Annotated in this window: 19 protein-coding genes and 2 tRNA genes; 11 read left to right on the plus strand and 10 right to left on the minus strand. The window is 66.2% G+C overall.

Annotated features, from left to right (window positions below; translation table 11 throughout):
- Window positions 1-11 precede the first annotated feature (11 nt).
- Window positions 12-665: a hypothetical protein gene (locus BLR68_RS05670; protein ID WP_018187810.1), complete on the plus strand. Its 654-nt coding sequence runs from the start codon at window positions 12-14 to the stop codon at window positions 663-665.
- Between the two features lie 16 nt (window positions 666-681).
- Here BLR68_RS05670 and BLR68_RS05675 read toward each other — a convergent pair whose 3' ends face one another.
- From BLR68_RS05675 to BLR68_RS05685, 3 genes are all read right to left on the minus strand, one after another.
- Window positions 682-1,101: an NUDIX hydrolase gene (locus BLR68_RS05675; protein ID WP_018187809.1), complete on the minus strand. Its 420-nt coding sequence runs from the start codon at window positions 1,099-1,101 to the stop codon at window positions 682-684.
- A gap of 296 nt (window positions 1,102-1,397) precedes the next feature.
- Window positions 1,398-1,470: transfer RNA gene (locus BLR68_RS05680), tRNA-Ala, on the minus strand.
- 14 nt (window positions 1,471-1,484) lie between these two features.
- Window positions 1,485-1,558 (minus strand) — tRNA-Ile (locus BLR68_RS05685).
- 114 nt (window positions 1,559-1,672) lie between these two features.
- On the opposite strand from BLR68_RS05685, the gene BLR68_RS05690 reads away from it, so the two are divergent.
- On the plus strand, window positions 1,673-2,383 hold the full coding sequence (locus BLR68_RS05690) for a VIT1/CCC1 transporter family protein (protein WP_018187808.1): 711 nt from the start codon (window positions 1,673-1,675) through the stop codon (window positions 2,381-2,383).
- A gap of 21 nt (window positions 2,384-2,404) precedes the next feature.
- Here BLR68_RS05690 and BLR68_RS05695 read toward each other — a convergent pair whose 3' ends face one another.
- The 7 genes from BLR68_RS05695 to dnaA form a co-directional block, all read right to left on the minus strand.
- Window positions 2,405-2,812, minus strand: coding sequence for a DUF3566 domain-containing protein (locus tag BLR68_RS05695; protein ID WP_018187807.1), 408 nt, complete (start codon window positions 2,810-2,812; stop codon window positions 2,405-2,407).
- A complete protein-coding gene (gene gyrA, locus BLR68_RS05700; protein ID WP_018187806.1) occupies window positions 2,809-5,385 on the minus strand; it encodes a DNA gyrase subunit A in 2,577 nt (858 codons plus the stop codon). Before gyrA ends, BLR68_RS05695 begins: the two co-directional genes overlap by 4 nt.
- 54 nt (window positions 5,386-5,439) lie before the next feature.
- Window positions 5,440-7,482, minus strand: a complete 2,043-nt coding sequence (gyrB, locus tag BLR68_RS05705; protein WP_026302949.1) for a DNA topoisomerase (ATP-hydrolyzing) subunit B — start codon at window positions 7,480-7,482, stop codon at window positions 5,440-5,442.
- A 124-nt stretch (window positions 7,483-7,606) separates the two neighbouring features.
- Entirely contained in the window at window positions 7,607-8,101 is a 495-nt protein-coding gene (locus BLR68_RS05710; protein WP_018187804.1) for a DciA family protein, read from the minus strand.
- On the minus strand, window positions 8,088-9,254 hold the full coding sequence (recF, locus tag BLR68_RS05715) for a DNA replication/repair protein RecF (protein WP_018187803.1): 1,167 nt from the start codon (window positions 9,252-9,254) through the stop codon (window positions 8,088-8,090). The genes BLR68_RS05710 and recF overlap by 14 nt, the downstream gene beginning before the upstream one ends.
- Before the next feature lie 54 nt (window positions 9,255-9,308).
- Complete coding sequence (gene dnaN / locus BLR68_RS05720) at window positions 9,309-10,451, minus strand: DNA polymerase III subunit beta (RefSeq protein ID WP_018187802.1); 1,143 nt, start codon at window positions 10,449-10,451, stop codon at window positions 9,309-9,311.
- A 452-nt stretch (window positions 10,452-10,903) separates the two neighbouring features.
- A complete protein-coding gene (gene dnaA, locus BLR68_RS05725; protein WP_018187801.1) occupies window positions 10,904-12,328 on the minus strand; it encodes a chromosomal replication initiator protein DnaA in 1,425 nt (474 codons plus the stop codon).
- A 304-nt stretch (window positions 12,329-12,632) separates the two neighbouring features.
- Between dnaA and rpmH the strand changes: the two genes are divergently transcribed.
- The 9 genes from rpmH to BLR68_RS05770 all read left to right on the plus strand — a co-directional run bounded on the left by rpmH (window position 12,633) and on the right by BLR68_RS05770 (window position 18,205).
- Window positions 12,633-12,770, plus strand: a complete 138-nt coding sequence (rpmH, locus tag BLR68_RS05730) for a 50S ribosomal protein L34 (RefSeq protein WP_026302947.1) — start codon at window positions 12,633-12,635, stop codon at window positions 12,768-12,770.
- 9 nt (window positions 12,771-12,779) lie between these two features.
- Complete coding sequence (gene rnpA / locus BLR68_RS05735) at window positions 12,780-13,118, plus strand: ribonuclease P protein component (protein ID WP_026302946.1); 339 nt, start codon at window positions 12,780-12,782, stop codon at window positions 13,116-13,118.
- A 41-nt stretch (window positions 13,119-13,159) separates the two neighbouring features.
- Window positions 13,160-13,471 (plus strand): membrane protein insertion efficiency factor YidD, encoded by a 312-nt coding sequence (gene yidD / locus BLR68_RS05740; RefSeq protein ID WP_018187798.1) that lies wholly within the window; start codon window positions 13,160-13,162, stop codon window positions 13,469-13,471.
- 6 nt (window positions 13,472-13,477) lie between these two features.
- Window positions 13,478-14,575, plus strand: a complete 1,098-nt coding sequence (yidC, locus tag BLR68_RS05745) for a membrane protein insertase YidC (RefSeq protein ID WP_018187797.1) — start codon at window positions 13,478-13,480, stop codon at window positions 14,573-14,575.
- A gap of 18 nt (window positions 14,576-14,593) precedes the next feature.
- Window positions 14,594-15,100 carry a Jag family protein gene (locus tag BLR68_RS05750; protein WP_018187796.1) on the plus strand — a complete coding sequence of 169 codons (507 nt, stop codon included), beginning with the start codon at window positions 14,594-14,596 and terminating at the stop codon, window positions 15,098-15,100.
- The gene (rsmG, locus tag BLR68_RS05755; RefSeq protein WP_018187795.1) at window positions 15,066-15,737 is read left to right on the plus strand and encodes a 16S rRNA (guanine(527)-N(7))-methyltransferase RsmG; all 672 of its coding nucleotides are present in this window, start codon (window positions 15,066-15,068) and stop codon (window positions 15,735-15,737) included. Before BLR68_RS05750 ends, rsmG begins: the two co-directional genes overlap by 35 nt.
- A 169-nt stretch (window positions 15,738-15,906) precedes the next feature.
- Window positions 15,907-16,836, plus strand: a complete 930-nt coding sequence (locus tag BLR68_RS05760) for a ParA family protein (RefSeq protein WP_018187794.1) — start codon at window positions 15,907-15,909, stop codon at window positions 16,834-16,836.
- Window positions 16,836-17,819: a ParB/RepB/Spo0J family partition protein gene (locus BLR68_RS05765; RefSeq protein ID WP_026302944.1), complete on the plus strand. Its 984-nt coding sequence runs from the start codon at window positions 16,836-16,838 to the stop codon at window positions 17,817-17,819. The genes BLR68_RS05760 and BLR68_RS05765 overlap by 1 nt, the downstream gene beginning before the upstream one ends.
- A gap of 50 nt (window positions 17,820-17,869) precedes the next feature.
- The gene (locus BLR68_RS05770; protein ID WP_018187792.1) at window positions 17,870-18,205 is read left to right on the plus strand and encodes a hypothetical protein; all 336 of its coding nucleotides are present in this window, start codon (window positions 17,870-17,872) and stop codon (window positions 18,203-18,205) included.
- Window positions 18,206-18,253: the final 48 nt, after the last annotated feature.

Genomic DNA, 18,253 nt, shown 5'->3' on the forward strand with positions numbered 1-18,253 from the left:
AGCATGAAGTCATGACTTCCGCCGTCTCGCGCAGCCTGTTGCCCGCCCTCGCCGTGATCGTGACCGCGCTCACCCTGGTCGGTTGTTCCGGGGCTCCGACGGCGACGGGTCCGGCCGCCGGCACGACGGCGTCACCGTCGGCATCGCCGTCGTCCACTCCCACACCGACGGTGTCGGCAGAAGACGCCGCCTTCACGGCCGAGGTGACGGCGAAGCTGCCCGAGGCCGACATGGAGACGCTCATCCCGATGGTGCACCAGCTCTGCGAGGACCTGTACGACGACGACAAGGGCTACATCTTGGGGTACGGGGTCTTCAACGACAAGATCCGGAAGCAGTACGGCGAGGACGCGGTCGACATCATCGTGACGCCCGCCGTCGAGACGTATTGTCCGGGAGACGAGCCCAAGCTCGTCGAGGCCTTCAAGCAGTACACGGCCAAGGAGTTCCCCGACGTCGACATCACCAAGGCCCTCGCGATCTCGCGGGAGTTGTGCGCAGACCTCGAGACCCTGCCGATGAAGGATGCGATCGACAACTTCATCGTCACGGCCGGCACATTCCTCGACAGCGAGAGCGCGTCCGGGATGGTCGGGATGGGGCCGGTCACGTTCTGCCCCGAGCGCGTGGACGACGTGCTCGCCTACATCAAGACGATTCAGTGACCCGGCCGGGTCGCGGTCAGGCGCCCAGGCCCGCCATCCGCATCGCCGTGTCGACGAGCCCGACCCGTGTGAGGGAGGGGACGTCGCTGAGGGGGAACCATGCGGCTTCGTCCGTCGAGCCATCCTCTTCATTCCGGAGCGCGCCACCGACGACGTGCGCGCGGTAGACGATCCGCAGCGCCTGGATCGGTCCGCTGCCGTGGAATCGGTCCTTCTCGGCGATCACCTGCGAGTCCGTCCCCAGGATCCCGTCGAGTTCCACGTGGAACCCCGTCTCCTCCAGGACCTCCCGCACCGCGGCATCCATCGGATCCTCACCGGGATCCAATCCGCCGCCCGGCATCGTCCACGCGGGACGCGTGGGGCTGTTCCAATGGGCGAGAAGGATGCGGTCTCCGTCGGTGATGACGGCGTAGGCAGCGACGCGGATGTCCACGCGTTCACCCTAGTGGGAACGGATGCCGGTGGGCGCGCGACTGCCTGGAGCGCGGGCTCCCCAGCCACGCGCCCCAGGCGAATGTCGCGAACATGCTCCGCGTCCCCCGCGGGAGCCGGTGCTCTTCGAAGGATCCGAGATTCGGGTCATCGGTTCTTTCGGCGACACGATTATCGTCGCCGCCTCGGCGCAACGAAGGCGCAAGGCCACCGCAAGAAAGCCGCAAGATCGGGCAACGAAACGATCACAGAACGACAGAACGCCGGCATCCGATGCGGATTCCGGCGTTCGTACTGTGGAGCCTAGGAGATTCGAACTCCTGACATCCTGCTTGCAAAGCAGGCGCTCTACCAACTGAGCTAAGGCCCCCGGTGCGGTGACGGTGGGGCTACCAGGACTTGAACCTGGGACCTCTTCATTATCAGTGAAGCGCTCTAACCGCCTGAGCTATAGCCCCGTCGTTGCCGGCTCACGCCTGCAACCTCCAAGACTTTACCCGACGATGGGCCTGTTTGACGAATCCGAGCGACGGGTGGGCCGCGGCATCCGCTCGTTCTGATTCACTGGGCTCATGAGCACGACGTTCCACACCGAACCGCAGGGCGCTGGCCTCGGGCAGCGCCTGAACTGGTTGCGCGCCGGAGTACTCGGCGCGAACGACGGGATCGTCTCCGTCGCGGCCGTCGCCGTCGGCGTCGCCGGCGCCACGACCGACCTCGGTCCCATCATCACGGCCTCCTCGGCGGCGCTCGTCGGTGGGGCGATCTCGATGGCACTCGGCGAGTACGTCTCGGTGAGCAGCCAGCGCGACACCGAGCGCGCCCTCATCGAGAAGGAGAAGCGCGAGCTGGCCGAGATGCCCGAGCAGGAATTGGCAGAACTCGCGGAGCTGTACCGCGAGAAGGGACTGTCAGAGGAGACGGCGCTGAAGGTGGCCGAAGAGCTCACCGCGCACGACGCGCTGGGCGCTCACCTCGACATCGAGCTCGGCATCGACCCGGATGACCTCACGAGCCCGTGGCAGGCCGCCCTGTCGTCGGCGATCGCGTTCACGCTGGGCGCCCTGCTGCCGTTCCTCGCGATCGTCCTCCCACCGGCGGAATGGCGCGTCCCGACGACGTTCGTCGCCGTGCTCATCGCGCTCGCGTTGACCGGGACGATCTCGGCCCGCCTCGGCGGCGCCGGCAAACGTCGCGCCGTCACCCGCCTCGTCGTCGGCGGGGCGCTCGCCCTCGCCGTCACGTGGGCGCTGGGTCTGCTGCTGGGCACCTCCGTCGCGTGACGGGATGCCGCGGCATCCGACTCAGTTCGAGGTGAAGCCGACCAGCAGGCCGCCGGTGACCTTGACCATGAGGTTGTAGATCCCGGCCATGACCGCGCCCAGCACCGTCACGACGATGAGGTTGAGGATCGCCACGACGGCAGCGAACGCCATCACCTGCGGAAGGTTGATCACCGACGACAGGGTGAAGGAGTTCTCACCGTTGACGGCACCGAGGAGCTGGTCGACCTGGCCGATCAGGTTCGTCGAGCTGATCACGAGGTAGATCAGCAGAGTCGAGACCACCGTGACGATCGCGAGGGCGACCGCAGCGAGGAACGACAGCTTTACGGCCGACCAGAAGTCGACGTAGACGAGGCGGAGGCGGACCTGCTTGGCGGTCGTCCGGCTCGAGGACTTCTTGGCGAGTTTGTCGGCAACAGAGCTCATGCGTCACTCTCTTCGGTGGTCTCAGGAGCCGAGGCGGCTGCGGGATCGGCCGGGGCTTCCGCGTCGGCCACGGCTTCGGCCAGTCCACGCTCGCCGTTGCGGGCGATGGCGAGGATCCGGTCGTCGTCGTCGGGCCGGGCGAAGACCACGCCCATCGTGTCGCGGCCCTTGGCGGGCACCTCAGCAACGGCCGAGCGTACCACCTTGCCGCTGGCAAGAACCACGAGGACCTCGTCGTCCGCGCTGACGATCAGACCGCCGGCGAGCTCGCCGCGGTCGTCGTGCAGCTTGGCAACCTTGATGCCGAGACCACCACGGCCCTGCACGCGGTACTGATCGACCGCCGTGCGCTTGGCGTACCCGCCCTGGGTGACGACGAAGACGAAGCCCTCATCACGGACGACGGATGCCGACAGCAGGCTGTCGCCGTCGCGGAAGGACATGCCCTTCACACCCTCCGTCGAGCGACCCATGGGACGCAGGGACTCGTCGCTCGCCGTGAAGCGCAGCGACATGCCGAGCCGCGAGACGAGCAGCAGGTCGTCGGTCGAGTCGACGAGCATCGCGCTGACGAGCTCGTCGCCGTTCTCCTCGTCCTGCCCGCGCAGACGGATCGCGATGATGCCGCCCTGACGGTTGGTGTCGTACTCGGTGAGGGCCGTCTTCTTGATCTTGCCGTCGCGTGTGGCGAGCACGAGGTACTCGGCGGCGGCGTAGTCGCGGATGTCGAGGATCTGCGCGACGTCCTCGCCCGGCTGGAGCGCCAGGAGGTTGGCGACGTGCTGACCCTTCGCGTCGCGCCCGCCCTCGGGGAGCTCGTAGCCCTTCGCGCGGTAGACGCGACCCTTGGTCGTGAAGAACAGGAGCCAGTGGTGCGTGGTCGACACGAAGAAGTGCTCGACGATGTCGTCGGCGCGCAGCTGCGCACCCTTCACGCCCTTGCCGCCTCGGTGCTGCGAGCGGTAGTTGTCGCTGCGTGTGCGCTTGACGTACCCGTTGCGCGTGACGGTGACGACGATCTCCTCTTCGGGGATCAGGTCCTCCATCGACATGTCGCCGTCGTATCCGTGCAGGATGTGCGTGCGGCGCTCGTCGCCGAACTTCGCGACGATCTCGCCGAGCTCGTCGCCGATGATCGCGCTCTGGCGGTCGCGCGAGGCGAGGATGTCGTTGAGGTCGGCGATCTTGAGCTCGAGCTCGGTCGCCTCGTCGACGATCTTCTGGCGCTCGAGGGCCGCCAGTCGGCGCAGCTGCATCGTGAGGATCGCATCGGCCTGCGCGTCGTCGACGTCGAGGAGCGACTTCAGTCCCTCGCGCGCCTCGTCGACCGTGGGGGAGCGGCGGATGAGGGCGATGACCTCGTCGAGCGCATCGAGCGCCTTGAGGTAGCCGCGCAGGATGTGCATGCGCTTCTCGGCCTCGCGCAACCGGTAGCGGGTGCGACGGACGATGACCTCGAACTGGTGCGTCAACCAGTAGCTGATGAAACCGTCGATGGGCAGCGTGCGGGGCACGCCGTCGACGATCGCGAGCATGTTCGCGCCGAAGTTCTCCTGCAGCTGCGTGTGCTTGTACAGGTTGTTGAGGACGACCTTTGCGACGGCATCCCGCTTCAACACGATGACGAGCCGCTGACCCGTGCGGTCGCTCGTCTCGTCGCGGATGTCGGCGATGCCGCTGAGCTTGCCCTCGCGCACGAGTGCGGTGATCTTCGCCGCGACGTTGTCGGGGTTGACCTGGTACGGGAGCTCCGTGATCACCAGGCACGTGCGGTTCTGGATCTCCTCGACGTTCACGACGGCGCGCATCGTGATCGATCCGCGGCCGGTGCGGTACGCCTCGCGGATGCCCTTGGTGCCGAGGATCTGCGCACCGGTGGGGAAGTCGGGCCCGGGGATGCGCTCGATGAGCGCATCGAGGAGCTCTTCGCGGGAGGCATCCGGGTTCTCCAGCGCCCACATCACGCCGTCGGCCACCTCGCGGAGGTTGTGCGGCGGGATGTTCGTGGCCATGCCGACCGCGATGCCGACCGAGCCGTTGACCAGCAGGTTCGGGAAGCGCGAGGGGAGGACGACCGGCTCGCGCGTGCGGCCGTCGTAGTTGTCCTCGAAGTCGACGGTGTCCTCGTCGATGTCGCGCACCATCTCGAGTGCGAGCTGAGCCATCTTCGTCTCGGTGTACCGCGGGGCGGCGGCACCCATGTTGCCGGGGGAGCCGAAGTTGCCCTGACCGTCGGCGAGCGGGTAGCGCAGCGACCACGGCTGGACGAGGCGGACGAGGGCGTCGTAGATCGCGCTGTCACCGTGCGGGTGGTACTGACCCATGACCTCGCCGACGACGCGAGCGCACTTCGAGTAGCTCTTGTCGGGACGGTAACCGCCGTCGTACATGCCGTAGATGACACGGCGGTGGACGGGCTTGAGGCCGTCCTCGACGCGCGGCAGCGCACGCCCCACGATCACGCTCATCGCGTAGTCGAGGTAGCTCCGCTGCATCTCGACCTGGAGGTCGACCTGGTCGATGTTGCCGTGCTGGTAGCCGGCAGTCGGGTCGGGACGCTCTTCGTCAGCCATGTTCTCTCAGTCTTCGTTCGTCGTCGTCGGAGTGCAGGGGCGGATGCAGCGGACTCAGATGTCCAGGAACCGCACGTCCTTGGCGTTGCGCTGGATGAACCCGCGCCTCGCCTCGACGTCCTCGCCCATCAGCACGGAGAAGATCTCGTCGGCCGCCGCGGCGTCGTCGATGGTGACCTGACGCAGCGTGCGCGTCTCGGGGTCCATCGTCGTCTCCCACAGCTCCTTGGCGTTCATCTCGCCGAGACCCTTGTAGCGCTGTACTCCGTTGTCCTTCGGGATGCGGCGGCCCGCCGCCAGCCCGTCGCGCATCAGCGCGTCGCGCTCGGCGTCGCTGTACACGTACTCGTGAGGAGCGTTCGACCACTTCAAGCGGTACAGCGGCGGCTGCGCCAGGTAGACGTAGCCGGCCTCGACCAGTCCGCGCATGTAGCGGAAGAGCAGCGTCAAGAGCAGCGTCGTGATGTGCTGGCCGTCCACGTCGGCATCCGCCATCAGGACGACCTTGTGGTACCGGGCCTTCGCGATGTCGAAGTCCGGACCGATGCCGGCGCCGAACGCCTGGATCATCGCCTGGATCTCGGCGTTGCCGAGCGCTCGATCGAGGCGTGCCTTCTCGACGTTGAGGATCTTGCCGCGCAGCGACAGGATCGCCTGCCGCTCCGGGTCGCGACCCGAGACCGCCGAGCCGCCGGCCGAGTCGCCCTCCACGAGGAAGATCTCGCTGATGGACGGGTCCTTGCTCGTGCAGTCCTTGAGCTTCTCGGGCATGGATGCCGACTCGAAGACGCTCTTGCGACGCGCGGTCTCGCGCGCCTTGCGGGCGGCCATGCGCGCCGTGGCGGCTTCGATCGCCTTCGTGATGATGAGCTTGGCCTGCTGCGGGTTGCGGTCGAGCCAGTCCATGAGCTGGTCGCCGACGACCTTCTGCACGAAGGCCTTCGCCTCGGTGTTGCCGAGCTTGGTCTTCGTCTGGCCCTCGAACTGCGGCTCGGCGAGCTTCACGGAGATGACCGCGGTGAGTCCTTCGCGGATGTCCTCACCGGCGAGGTTCTCGTCCTTCTCCTTGAGAAGGCCCTTCTCCTTCGCGTAGCGGTTGATGTACATCGTCATCGCGGCGCGGAAACCCTCTTCGTGGGTACCGCCCTCGTGCGTGTTGATCGTGTTCGCGAAGGTGAAGACGTTCTCGGTGTATCCCGCGGTCCACTGCATCGCGAGCTCGAGCGAGATGTGGCGGACGGTGTCCTCGGACTCGATCTCGATGATCTCGTCATTGATCACCTCGGCCTTGCGGACCTTGTTGAGGTACTCGACGTAATCGACGAGGCCGCGCTCGTACAGGAAGTCGTCGTGGCGCTGGGCCGTCTCGGACCCGCCCTCGGGCAGGTCGACGACGTCGAGGGCCTCGGGACGCTCGTCCGTGAGGGTGATGCGGAGGCCCTTGTTGAGGAACGCGGTCTGCTGGAAGCGCGTGCGCAGGGTGTTGTAGTCGAAGTCCGTCGCCTCGAAGATCGACCCGTCCGGCCAGAACGTGATGGTCGTGCCGGTCTTGTCGCTCTCCTCGCCCTTCGCCAACGGCGCCTCGGGCTTGCCGCCGCCTGAGAAGGTCTGACGCCACACGTGACCCTGGCGCGCGATCTCGACCTCGAACCGCGTCGACAGGGCGTTCACGACAGAGGAGCCGACGCCGTGGAGACCACCGGAGACCGCGTATCCGCCGCCACCGAACTTTCCGCCGGCGTGGAGGACGGTGAGCACGACCTCGACGGTCGACTTGCTCGGGTCGGACGAGTGCGGGTCGACGGGGATGCCGCGACCGTTGTCGACGACGCGGAGCCCGCCGTCTTCGAGGATCGTCACGTGGATCGTGTCGCAGTAGCCCGCGAGGGCTTCATCGACCGAGTTGTCGACGATTTCGTACACGAGGTGGTGGAGGCCGCGCTCACCGGTCGATCCGATGTACATGCCGGGCCGCTTGCGAACCGCTTCGAGACCCTCGAGCACCTGAATCTCGGAGGCGCCGTATTCGGCGGGAATCCGGGGTTCGGCGGGAGTTTCGGGTTCTTCGGGAACGGTGTCGGGGGTTTCTGACGTCATCGGTTTCGTGCGCTCCACATCCATCGTTCAGGCCTTCTCCCCAGTCTATCGGAAAGGGGGCGCGATGAGCGGCTGAACGGCGCTGTGAGCGCGTGAAAGCTTCCCGGATGGTGCGGGACGTGCCTCACCCGTAGGTATCGCGAGGGCCCCGCCCTGGAACGGCTCTGGGGCCCCATTTCCATGAGGGGACGTCCGGCCCCACGAAACGCACCGATTCGACGCCGGCCTCGGGGAATCGTCGGATGAGCTCCGTGACGATGGTCGACCGCATGAGGTGCAGGTTCTTCGCCCACGCCGTCGAATCGCACTGCACGGTGAGGACGCCGTCGCTGAGCGCGACGGGATCCGCGTGACGGGCGGTCTCCTCGCCGGCGACCTGGGCCCACTGGAGGACGAGGTCCTCCTTCGCGAGCTGCGCATCCCACCCGGACTGACGGGTCAGGTCCGCGAGCAGATCGCCGACCCCCTTCGGATCGCGTCCCGACGTGAACGGCTGGTTCTCGTCGTCGTCGTTCCGGCGGCGCTTGCGGCGCTTCTTGGCGGCCGACGGCTCGAGTCCGCGCAGGCGCATGTACGTCGCGACCGTCTCCGGGATGCCGGCGGGATCAGACATCGGCATCCGTCACGATCGTGCCCGCTTCGACTCGGACGGTCCGCACTCGGAGCGCTTCGGGGACGTCGCCTTCGACGGCGGCCGTCACGATGACCTGCTCGAAATCCGCCACCACGCCGGCCAGTCGCGCGCGTCGATCCGCGTCGAGTTCGGCGAAGACGTCGTCGAGGATGACGATCGGGTCGCCGAGCCGCAACTGGTCGCGCAGGAGCTGCGCGGACGACAACCGCAACGACAGTGCGGTCGACCACGATTCGCCGTGCGACGCGTAGCCCTTCACCGGCAGACCGCGCAGCCGAAGCAGGAGATCGTCACGGTGCGGCCCGACGAGCGTCACTCCACGCTCGAGCTCCTGCGAGCGCTTGGCGGTGAGTCCTGCGCGGAAGGATGCCGCGATCGCCTCGGCGCCGACGGCGGAACCGGCTTGTCCGACAGCGGATGCGTCGTCCTCGGGATCCGCGCCCTCGACGGTGAGCACCCACTCGAGCTTCGGGTCGTGATCCGCACCGGCGATCGCCTCGTAGGCGTCCCGCATGGGCTGCGCCAGATCCTCCGCCAGTCGCAGCCGAGCGAGGATGATCTCGGTGCCGAGCGAGATCAGTTTGTCGTCCCATACGTCGAGCGTCGTGAGCTGCTCGGCCTTGAGCCCACGGGCCCGCGCGGATTTCAGGAGCGCGGTTCGCTGCTTCAGCACTCGGTCGTAGTCGCCGAGCACGCCGCTCATGCGGGGCGAGCGTTGCACGAGCAACTGATCGGCGAACCTGCGGCGGGCCGACGGGTCACCTCGAACGATCTGCAGGTCCTCGGGCGCGAAGAGGACGACCTGCGCATAGCGCGGGAGTTCGGAGGTACGCACGGACGAGCCGTTGACACGCGCCTTGTTCGATCCGGAGCGGTTCAGCTGCGCTTCGAGCTGAATGCGCCGGTCGCCGTAGCCGAGACGCGCGCGGACGAAGGCGGCATCCGCTCCGTACCGGACCATCGGTGCATCCTGCGAGACGCGGTGCGAGCCGAGGGTGGCGAAATAACCGATCGCCTCGGCCAGGTTGGTCTTACCCTGACCGTTCCGACCGACGAAGACGTTGGGGCCGGCGACGAGGCTCACTTCGGCCGACGCATAATTGCGGAAGTCGACGAGACTCAGATGCTCCACGATCATCAGATCACCCTCCTTCGAGGCACCGACACGCCTCGAGGTGGACGGACGACGGGGTCAGCGCAGCAGCAGGTTCGGCTGCAGCAGGTACTTGAACGTCTCGGGGGTGCCCGAGGTCTGCGGCGTGATGAGAACCGGGCTGAGCTTGTTCGCGTTCTCGCTCGAGGTGAACGTCACACGCGTGAACTCGCTCTTCACCGCGCCGAGGGCCTCGAGCAGGTACTGCGGGTTCAGACCCAGCGTGACCTCGTCACCGGCGAGCGTCGCATCGACCGATTCGGTCGCGCGTGCCTGCTCGGTGCCGGCGGCATCCATCGACACACCCTCGTCGGAGAACGTGAAACGCAGCGGCGCGGAACGGTCGAGCACGAGCGAGACGCGACGGACGGCCTCGGCGAGGTCGGCGGTGTTGACGACGGCGTAGTGCTCGGTCTGCGCGGGGAAAAGCCGCCGGACCGGGGGAAAGTTGCCCTTGATCAGGAGAGACGTGACGGTCTTGTTGCCCGCCGTGAAGGCGATGATCTCGCGGTCGCCCGACCCCGAGAACGACACCTGGATGTCGCCGGAGTGGGCGAAGGTCTTGCCGACCTCGGTCAGCGTGCGAGCCGGCACGAGTGCGGTGGTCGCCTCTTCGCGGGCGACGGCTCCACTGTCGAAGTTGATCTCGCGGAGCGCGACACGGTAGCGGTCGGTCGCGACGAGGCTCAGCTCGTTGCCCGTCACCTCGAGCTGGACGCCGGTGAGCACGGGGGTGACGTCGTCACGGGATGCTGCGAAGGCGACCTGCGCGATCGCGGTCGAGAAGTCGTCGCCCGGGACGAGTCCGGATTCTCCCGACACCTCCGGGATCGCCGGGTATTCGGCCACCGGCATCGCCGACAGCGTGAAGCGCGCGGATCCGCAGGTCAGGACGATCTCACCGTCGGCATCCTGCGTGATCTGGATCGGGGCGTTGGGAAGACGGCTGGCGATCTCGGAGAGCAGGCGGCCGTGGACGAGGATCGTGCCCGGCTCGTCGACGGTGGCGTCGATACGGGTACGGGCGGATGCCTCGTAGTCGAATGCGGCCAGCGAGAGGCCTTCGTCACTCGCCTCGATGAGGACGCCAGCCAGGATCGGCTGAGGGTTCCGCTGCGGGAGCAGTTTCACGACGAACGACACGGCTTCGCTGAATACATCGCGGTTGACGTGGAACTTCACTGATGCTCCCTTGACGGCGAGATGGGCCCTCTCATGCTAGTGCCCACGAGGAGCGGGTCCGGAAGCACAGGCGACGAGCCGTCGGCCGCCGACCGCTACCCGTGGGTGTGATCGGATCTGGCTCTCATTAAATAGTTCTCTGTCTTCTTGTTAACAGTTGTGGAAACTGTGGATAAGTCGGTGGATCCCAGTCGTCGAGCCGGAACCACATCCGTGTAACTTGTGCAGAGACTGCGGAAACACGCGGGAGAACGTTGCGGCGGTCGATGCTCGGTTCAGACCGTCATCCACAGGTTGTCGCCGTTCGTTCACATTCGAGGGCCGCCACCGCACAGTTATCCACAGGCTTTCCACACTGTGGGAAACCGCATTGTGAGGGTCTGCCCGGAGGCGTGTCAAGTACGCCGGAACACTCGGGCGTGTGCGAGCTTCAGCGTGGGTGTGTGCGAGCTTCAGCGCGCCGAACGGCCGAGTTGCGACGTGATCTCGGACACCTGGTTGTAGATCGAGCGTCGCTCCTTCATGAGCTCGCTGATCTTCTTGTAGGCGTACATCACGGTCGTGTGGTCCCGGTTGCCGAAGAGCTGACCGATCTTCGGCAACGACAGGCTCGTGCGCTCACGGCACAGGTACATGGCGATCTGGCGGGCGGTTGCGACCGACTGCGAGCGGCTCGAGCCGTAGAGGTCGTCCACCGTGAGGCGGAAGTACTGCGCTGTGGCGGAGATGATGTCGGTCGGCGAGATGACGTTCGCGTCATCCTGGTCGACGATGTCGCGGAGGACGGTCTGCGCGAGGGAGATGTCGAGGTTCGACCGGTTGAGACTCGCGAACGCCGAGACGCGGATGAGGGCGCCCTCGAGCTCGCGGATGTTGCTCGACACCTTCGTCGCGATGTACTCGAGCACTTCGTCGGGGACCTGCAGGCGTTCGGACTGCGCCTTCTTCCGGAGGATCGCGATACGGGTCTCGAGGTCGGGAGCCTGCACGTCGGTGATGAGGCCCCACTCGAAGCGGCTCCGCATCCGGTCCTCGAACCCGGTGAGGTGTCGCGGCGGCACATCGCTCGTGATCACCACCTGCTTGTCGTGGTCGTGCAGCTGGTTGAAGGTGTGGAAGAACGCCTCCTGCGTCTCGGCGCGACCCTGCAGGAACTGGATGTCGTCGATCAGGAGGATGTCGACATCCCGGTAGCGGGCCTGGAACGCGGAGGCGCGGTTGTTCACGATCGAGTTGATGAAGTCGTTCGTGAACTCCTCGCTCGAGACGTACCGGACCTTGATGCCCGTGTAGAGGTTGATGGCGTAATCGCCGATCGCGTGCAGCAGGTGGGTCTTCCCGAGCCCCGAGTCTCCGTAGATGAAGAGCGGGTTGTAGGCCTTCGCGGGCGCCTCGGCGACCGCGACGGCGGCGGCGTGGGCGAAGCGGTTGGACTGCCCGATGACGAAGCTGTCGAACGTGTACTTCGGGTTCAGTCGGGTGTCGTTGCGGGATGCCGGGGCCGCCTGCTCCGCGTAGTCGTCCGCTCCGGGTCGCGTCGGCGCCGAAGGTGTCGGCGCGAGCGCCGACTGGACGGGGACCGGGGCGGTGAGGTGCGCGTCACCCAGTTCGGGATTGACCACGACACGGAATGTGCTCGCCGCCGGCTCGGCATCCACCTGGGCGAGGGCCTCCATGATCGGCCCGCGCAGACGCTTGTTGAACTGACCCGCGGTCAGATCGTTCGGCACATCGAGGTAGAGGGTGCCGCTCATCACGCCCTGCGCGACGGCGAGGTTCACGAACCCGTGCAGCTGCGGTGTCACGCGGTCGTCCTGGGCCAGCACGTCGAGCACAGCGCTCCAGACGGGGACATCTGGAAGTTCGTGCTCGGACATGACCCTCCCGGGGTGTGGACAATGGTGTGTACGGGTCTGTGCACAACCTGTGGATAAGTGTCCGGATCACGCTAGTCATCAGGGCTCCGCAAGGCAAAACCCACTGTAGAACCGGCCCGCGTGTCGTCGCCAGGCCGCTTCCGGCATCGGTGGATAATGGCCGGTCGGCGTCCCGGTTTGGGATCTCAGGAATCTCGACGTATCCTAGGTCGGTTGACTTGCGCCTTTTCGGCGTGGGTCCCCCATGTACCTGTGTCCCCGGTCTCGAGCGTTCGGGTGACCCCGCCTTCCCGGAGTGATCTTCATGAGCAAGCGCACGTTCCAGCCCAACAACCGCCGCCGCGCCAAGAAGCACGGCTTCCGCGCCCGCATGCACACGCGCGCCGGCCGCGCCATCCTCTCGGCTCGTCGCGCCAAGGGGCGCACCGAGCTCTCGGCCTGACGCCACACGGTGCTGGCGCGCGGGAATCGCATCACCCGCGGGGCGGACTACCGTTCCGTCGTCCGCGGAGGTTCTCGCTGTGCGGCAGCGCACACCGTGACCCATGTGGTCAGCACGTCTGAGCAGCGCCCCCCACGCTTCGGCTTCATCGTGAGCAAGCGCGTGGGGGGCGCTGTCGTGCGCAATACCGTCCGGCGCCGCCTGAAAGCGATCTGCGCTGAGGCTCTCGCCGACGTGCGACCGGGTGCCGACGTGGTGATCCGCGTGCTGCCGTCAGCGGCATCCGCCGACTATTCGGATCTCCGAACCGAAGTGGTCCGGTGCCTCGAGCGGAAGGCCGCCGCGTGAGCTCCGCACCACTCCCCTCGTACACACGAGGAGAAGCGGTGATGGATGCCGCGGCACTGCCGGCATCCGTTCTGCTTCTCCCCCGCAACGCCGTCATCGGTTTTTTGCACGGATACCGGGCCACCATCTCCCAGGTGTACGGCGACGTGTGCAAGTACTATCCGTCGTGTTCGGCCTACGCGCTCGGCGCGGTGCAACAGCACGGTGTGATCAAGGGCTCGGCTCTCGCAGCCTCCCGCCTCGCGCGATGCCACCCGTGGGCAGCGGGCGGCATCGACGACGTTCCCGCCCACACGCACTTCCGGCACGACCTGACTTCGCACGGCTTCGTCGTGCCCCGCAGAAAGGACTGATCCTTGGTGGATCTCTTCGCCGCCGCGGCGACCCTGCCTCCGCTTCCGAACCCGACGACCCCGAAACCGGGCGGACTGGACTTCTTCAGCACCATCCTCTGGCCGTTCAAGTTCGTCGTCGAGGCGATCCTCGTCTTCTGGCACTGGGTCTTCACGTCGATCGGGCTGCAGCCGGATGCCGGTCTGACCTGGGTTTTGTCCATCGTCGGCCTCGTCATCGTGGTGCGTGCCGCGCTGATCCCGCTCTTCGTTCGGCAGATCAAGAGCCAGCGGAAGATGATGGAACTCGCGCCCGAGATGCGCAAGATCCAGGAGCGCTACCGGGGTAAGCGCGACCAGCTCTCTCGCGAGGCCATGAGTCGCGAGACCATGGCGATGTACAAGAAGCACGGCACGTCACCGTTGTCGAGCTGTCTTCCCCTGCTCGTGCAGATGCCCATCCTCCTCGGCATGTTCTACACGCTCAGTGAGGTCAAGCGACACGCGGAGTGGGGCGTCGGCGGCACCGGGCTGCTCAACCCCGTCCTGACGCGCGAGTTCTACAACGCCGAACTCTTCGGTGTGGCACCGCTGCACGTCAACATGATCGATGCGATCAACACGAATCAGACCGCGACGGTCGTGATCCTCGTGATCCTCGTCATCCTGATGATCCTGTCGCAGTTCTTCACGCAGCTGCAGATCATCTCGAAGAACCTCTCCCCCGAGGCCAAGACCGGCCAGGCGTACCAGATGCAGCGCATCATGCTCTACGTCCTCCCCCTCGCCTTCATCTTCTCGGGTGTCTTCTTCCCCCTCGGCGTGGTCATGTACTGGTTCACGTCGAACATCTGGACCATGGTCCAGCAGTTCATCGTCATCCGTAACCTTCCGACGCCGGGCTCGGAGGCCGCCAAGGCCCGCGAGGAGCGCCTGGCCAAGAAGGGGAAGGCGCTCGACGCCACCGGCAAGGTCATCCCGATGGCCAAGTACGAGGCCGAGCAGCGGCGACTGCTCGAAGAGGCGGAGCGCGCGAAGGCGGCAGCCCCCAAGCGGCAGCAGCCCGTGAGCAAGAACCGTGCGAAGAAGCAGGCTCAGAAGGGCAAGCAGGACGGCACGTCCTGACGGAAGCGAAGGATCACGATGATGACGACCACTGAACAGAACCCCAGCGCGCGTCCTGAGCCCACCGTCGACGAGCTCGAGCAGGAAGGCGACATCGCGGCGGACTTCGTCGAGGGGATCCTCGACATCGCCGACATCGATGGCGACCTGACTCTCGACGTTCGCGCCGGCCGTGCCTACGTGTCGGTCGAGAACGAGCAGGCCGACGCACTGTCGCTGCTCGCCGACCCCGACACGGTCCAGGCTCTGCAGGAGCTCACCCGCATCGCCGTGCAGACGAAGACCGGACGCTTCTCGCGACTGATCCTCGACGTCGGCGGTTCGCGTGATGCACGTCGCGGTCAGCTGCAGAAGCTCGTCGAACGAGCGGTCGAGCGTCTCGATGACGGTGCGTCGCAGGCATCCCTTCCGCCCATGTCCAGCTATGAGCGCAAGCTGATCCACGACATCGCCGCCGAGCACGGTCTGGTGTCGGAGTCGTACGGCGAGGGTGCAGACCGCCACACGGTTCTCCGTCGTGGCTGACGTTTCACGTGAAACACCCGAGATCGAGCCGGCAGGCGCGGCATCCGTCTTCGGTGAACGCCTCGACCTGGCACGGCGGTTCACCGACGCGCTGATCGCGCAGGGTGAAGAGCGTGGACTCATCGGCCCGCTCGAACTCCCCCGCATCTGGACGCGCCACATTCTGAACAGTGCGGTCGCCGCACCCCTGTTCACGGCCGGCGCTCGAGTCGGTGACATCGGATCGGGTGCGGGACTGCCCGGCCTCGTCCTCGCGATCGCACGGCCGGATGTGCGCTGGGTTCTCATCGAGCCGATGGAACGTCGTATCGCGTGGCTGACTGAGCAGACGGACGATCTGCACCTCGACAACGTCGAGATCGTTCGTGGCCGCGGCGAGGATTGGGCGGAAGGTCCGGTTCTGGATGCCGTCACTGCACGCGCGGTCAGCGCGTTCCGCACGCTCATCCCGATCACTGCACCGTTGGTCCGTGATGGCGGCGAGCTCATCCTTCTGAAGGGTGCGAATGCTGCGAATGAGATCACGGCGGCCGAGAAAGTGATCCGGAAGTTCCGGCTCTCCCACGTCCGGATCGAGCCGGTCGGCGATGGGGTTGTTGATGAGCCCACCCGCGTCATCCGCGCCACCGTGCGCTGACACGACGTTTCACGTGGAACATCACGGCCCGGCGCGGTGACTGGATTCCGTTTCACATGAAACACAGTCGGATCGAACCGGCTCGTTTCACGTGAAACATCATGACCGTCCGCGGTCGGGGGAGGCCTCGACTACAGTGGGATGGTCCTCGACACGACAGGAGTAACAGGTGCCGGATTCGGAGAACAAGACCTCTCCCGCACCCTTCTCTTTCGACGACAGCCCGATCGCGCGTGAACTCGCAGATCTCACGTCGCGTCGGAAAGCGCTGGCAGACGTGCACGTCGAGTTCGACGGCACGACCCGCGTCCTGACGGTGTCGAACCAGAAGGGTGGCGTGGGAAAGACCACGACCACCGTCAACCTCGCTGCGGGGCTGGCTTCAGTCGGCGCCCGTGTGCTCGTGATCGACCTGGATCCGCAGGGGAACGCCTCGACGGCACTCGGCATCCCGCACAGCGCCGACGTTGCGAGTATCTACGACGTCCTCATCGATGAGGAGCCGCTCGCCGACGTCATCCAGACGAGTCCGGAATCGCCCAACCTCCTGTGCGCGCCCTCCACGATCAACCTCGCGGGCGCCGAGATCGAGTTGGTGTCCAAGGTGGCACGCGAACACCGTCTGCGGACGGCTCTGGACACGTACCTGCGCGACAACCACGTGGATTTCATCTTCATCGACTGCCCGCCGTCGCTCGGACTCCTCACGATCAACGCCTTCACGGCTGCGACGGAGGTCCTCATCCCGATCCAGTGCGAGTATTACGCGCTCGAAGGACTGAGCCAGCTGCTCGGCAGTGTGACGATGATCCAGAAGCACCTGAACACGTCACTGCACCTGTCGACGATCCTGCTGACGATGTACGACGGTCGCACCCGCCTGGCACAGCAGGTGGCGGATGAAGTGCGCACACATTTCCCCGAGACGGTGCTCACCACGGTCATCCCGCGTTCGGTCCGCATCTCCGAGGCGCCGAGCTTCGGTCAGACAGTCATCGCCTATGACGGCCAGTCCGTCGGTGCGGTCGCGTATCGCGAGGCCGCCGTCGAGATCGTTCGGCGCGGCCACCAGCAGAAATCAGACGAAGGAGCCCACTGATGGCTAAGAGAACCGGATTGGGCCGCGGCATCGGTGCCCTCATCCCCACCCAGGACTCCTCAGAAGCGCGACCCGTGGACGTGTTCTTCCCGGGCGCATCCCTGTCGGATGCCGTGGCGACGAAGACTGAGTCGGGGACGGATGCCGCCGCCGCATCGCCGGCCGATGACCTGGTGGCGGTCCCCGGTACGCGCCTCATCGAGGTCGATCCGAACGCCATCGTCCCGAACCCGCGTCAGCCGCGTACCAACTTCGATGCGGATGATCTCGCGGAGCTGGTCCACAGTGTTCGCGAGTTCGGTGTGCTCCAGCCCGTGGTCGTTCGCCGCAACGACGACGGTGAGTTCGAGCTCATCATGGGCGAGCGGCGCACGCGCGCTGCTCGCGAGGCAGGACTGACCGCGATTCCGGCTGTCCTGCGCGAGACGGAGGATGAGAACCTCCTTCGTGACGCGCTGTTGGAGAACCTCCACCGGTCCCAGCTGAATCCTCTGGAAGAGGCATCCGCGTATCAGCAGCTGCTCGAGGACTTCGGGATCACCCAGGAGGAGCTCGCGACGCGCATCGGACGATCGCGTCCGCAGATCAGCAACACGATCCGTCTGCTGAAGCTGCCGGTCCCGGTGCAGCAGCGTGTGGCCGCCGGTGTTCTCAGCGCGGGACATGCCCGCGCCATCCTGTCGGTCGAGGACACCGACACCATGGCCCGGCTCGCCGACAAGATCGTCAACGAGGATCTGTCGGTTCGCGCCGCCGAGGCGGCGGCTAAGACGATCGGCAACCGGGTGCGGCCGCTCCCGAAGGCGGGAACGCGTCGCGCGCACCTCGACGACGTGGCAGAGCGGCTGGGGGACCGACTCAACACCAAGGTGAAGATCTCGCTGTCTGCGCGAAAAGGGCAGATCAGCATTGATTTCGCCACCATCCAGGACCTGAACCGAATCCTCGGCGAACTGGGTGAAACGGAGTTTGGCGGAGCCTGATCCGCAGCTCAGCGGCCCTCCTTCCCAGGGGTCGAGCGTAGGCTGGATGAGTGAGTGACAGCCCGAACCTCCCTCGTCGCGCCAGCCTCGAGGTGTTGCGTGCCGAGGCCGCGGACGAGCTCTCTGTGCTCGTCGAAGAGCGTCTTCGCGACGGTGAGGATCCCTGGGCCTTCATGGAGGACCTCCCCACGGTCGACGAGTTGGTCGTCCTGACACTTCGGGCGGAGAACATCGCCTCCGACGGCGGTCAGCGGCCGACGCAGGCGCGCAATTACCGGGTTCTGCGCCAGATCGCACTGGACTACCCTGCGCTGAGCCCGGCTGTGTGGCGACTTCTCGGCAGCGAGCCGCACCGCACCTGGGATCTGTCTGTCCGCGCGTCCTGACCGTTCCACGTGAAACATCGCCGTTCACCGGCGATACGTAGGCTTGAG

This window comes from Microbacterium sp. 77mftsu3.1 (assembly GCF_900100525.1).
Classification (GTDB): domain Bacteria; phylum Actinomycetota; class Actinomycetes; order Actinomycetales; family Microbacteriaceae; genus Microbacterium; species Microbacterium aquilitoris.

Excerpts from the sequence above, each read along its gene's own strand:
- BLR68_RS05765 (WP_026302944.1), top strand. The coding sequence starts at position 16,836 with ATGGCTAAGAGAACCGGATTGGGCCGCGGCATCGGTGCCCTCATCCCC.
- BLR68_RS05690 (WP_018187808.1), top strand. The coding sequence starts at position 1,673 with ATGAGCACGACGTTCCACACCGAACCGCAGGGCGCTGGCCTCGGGCAG.
- BLR68_RS05695 (WP_018187807.1), bottom strand. The coding sequence starts at position 2,812 with ATGAGCTCTGTTGCCGACAAACTCGCCAAGAAGTCCTCGAGCCGGACG.
- BLR68_RS05750 (WP_018187796.1), top strand. The coding sequence starts at position 14,594 with ATGATGACGACCACTGAACAGAACCCCAGCGCGCGTCCTGAGCCCACC.
- dnaA (WP_018187801.1), bottom strand. The coding sequence starts at position 12,328 with ATGTCCGAGCACGAACTTCCAGATGTCCCCGTCTGGAGCGCTGTGCTC.
- BLR68_RS05710 (WP_018187804.1), bottom strand. The coding sequence starts at position 8,101 with ATGCCGATGTCTGATCCCGCCGGCATCCCGGAGACGGTCGCGACGTAC.
- yidD (WP_018187798.1), top strand. The coding sequence starts at position 13,160 with ATGGATGCCGCGGCACTGCCGGCATCCGTTCTGCTTCTCCCCCGCAAC.
- recF (WP_018187803.1), bottom strand. The coding sequence starts at position 9,254 with ATGATCGTGGAGCATCTGAGTCTCGTCGACTTCCGCAATTATGCGTCG.
- gyrB (WP_026302949.1), bottom strand. The coding sequence starts at position 7,482 with ATGACGTCAGAAACCCCCGACACCGTTCCCGAAGAACCCGAAACTCCC.
- rpmH (WP_026302947.1), top strand. The coding sequence starts at position 12,633 with ATGAGCAAGCGCACGTTCCAGCCCAACAACCGCCGCCGCGCCAAGAAG.
- BLR68_RS05670 (WP_018187810.1), top strand. The coding sequence starts at position 12 with ATGACTTCCGCCGTCTCGCGCAGCCTGTTGCCCGCCCTCGCCGTGATC.
- gyrA (WP_018187806.1), bottom strand. The coding sequence starts at position 5,385 with ATGGCTGACGAAGAGCGTCCCGACCCGACTGCCGGCTACCAGCACGGC.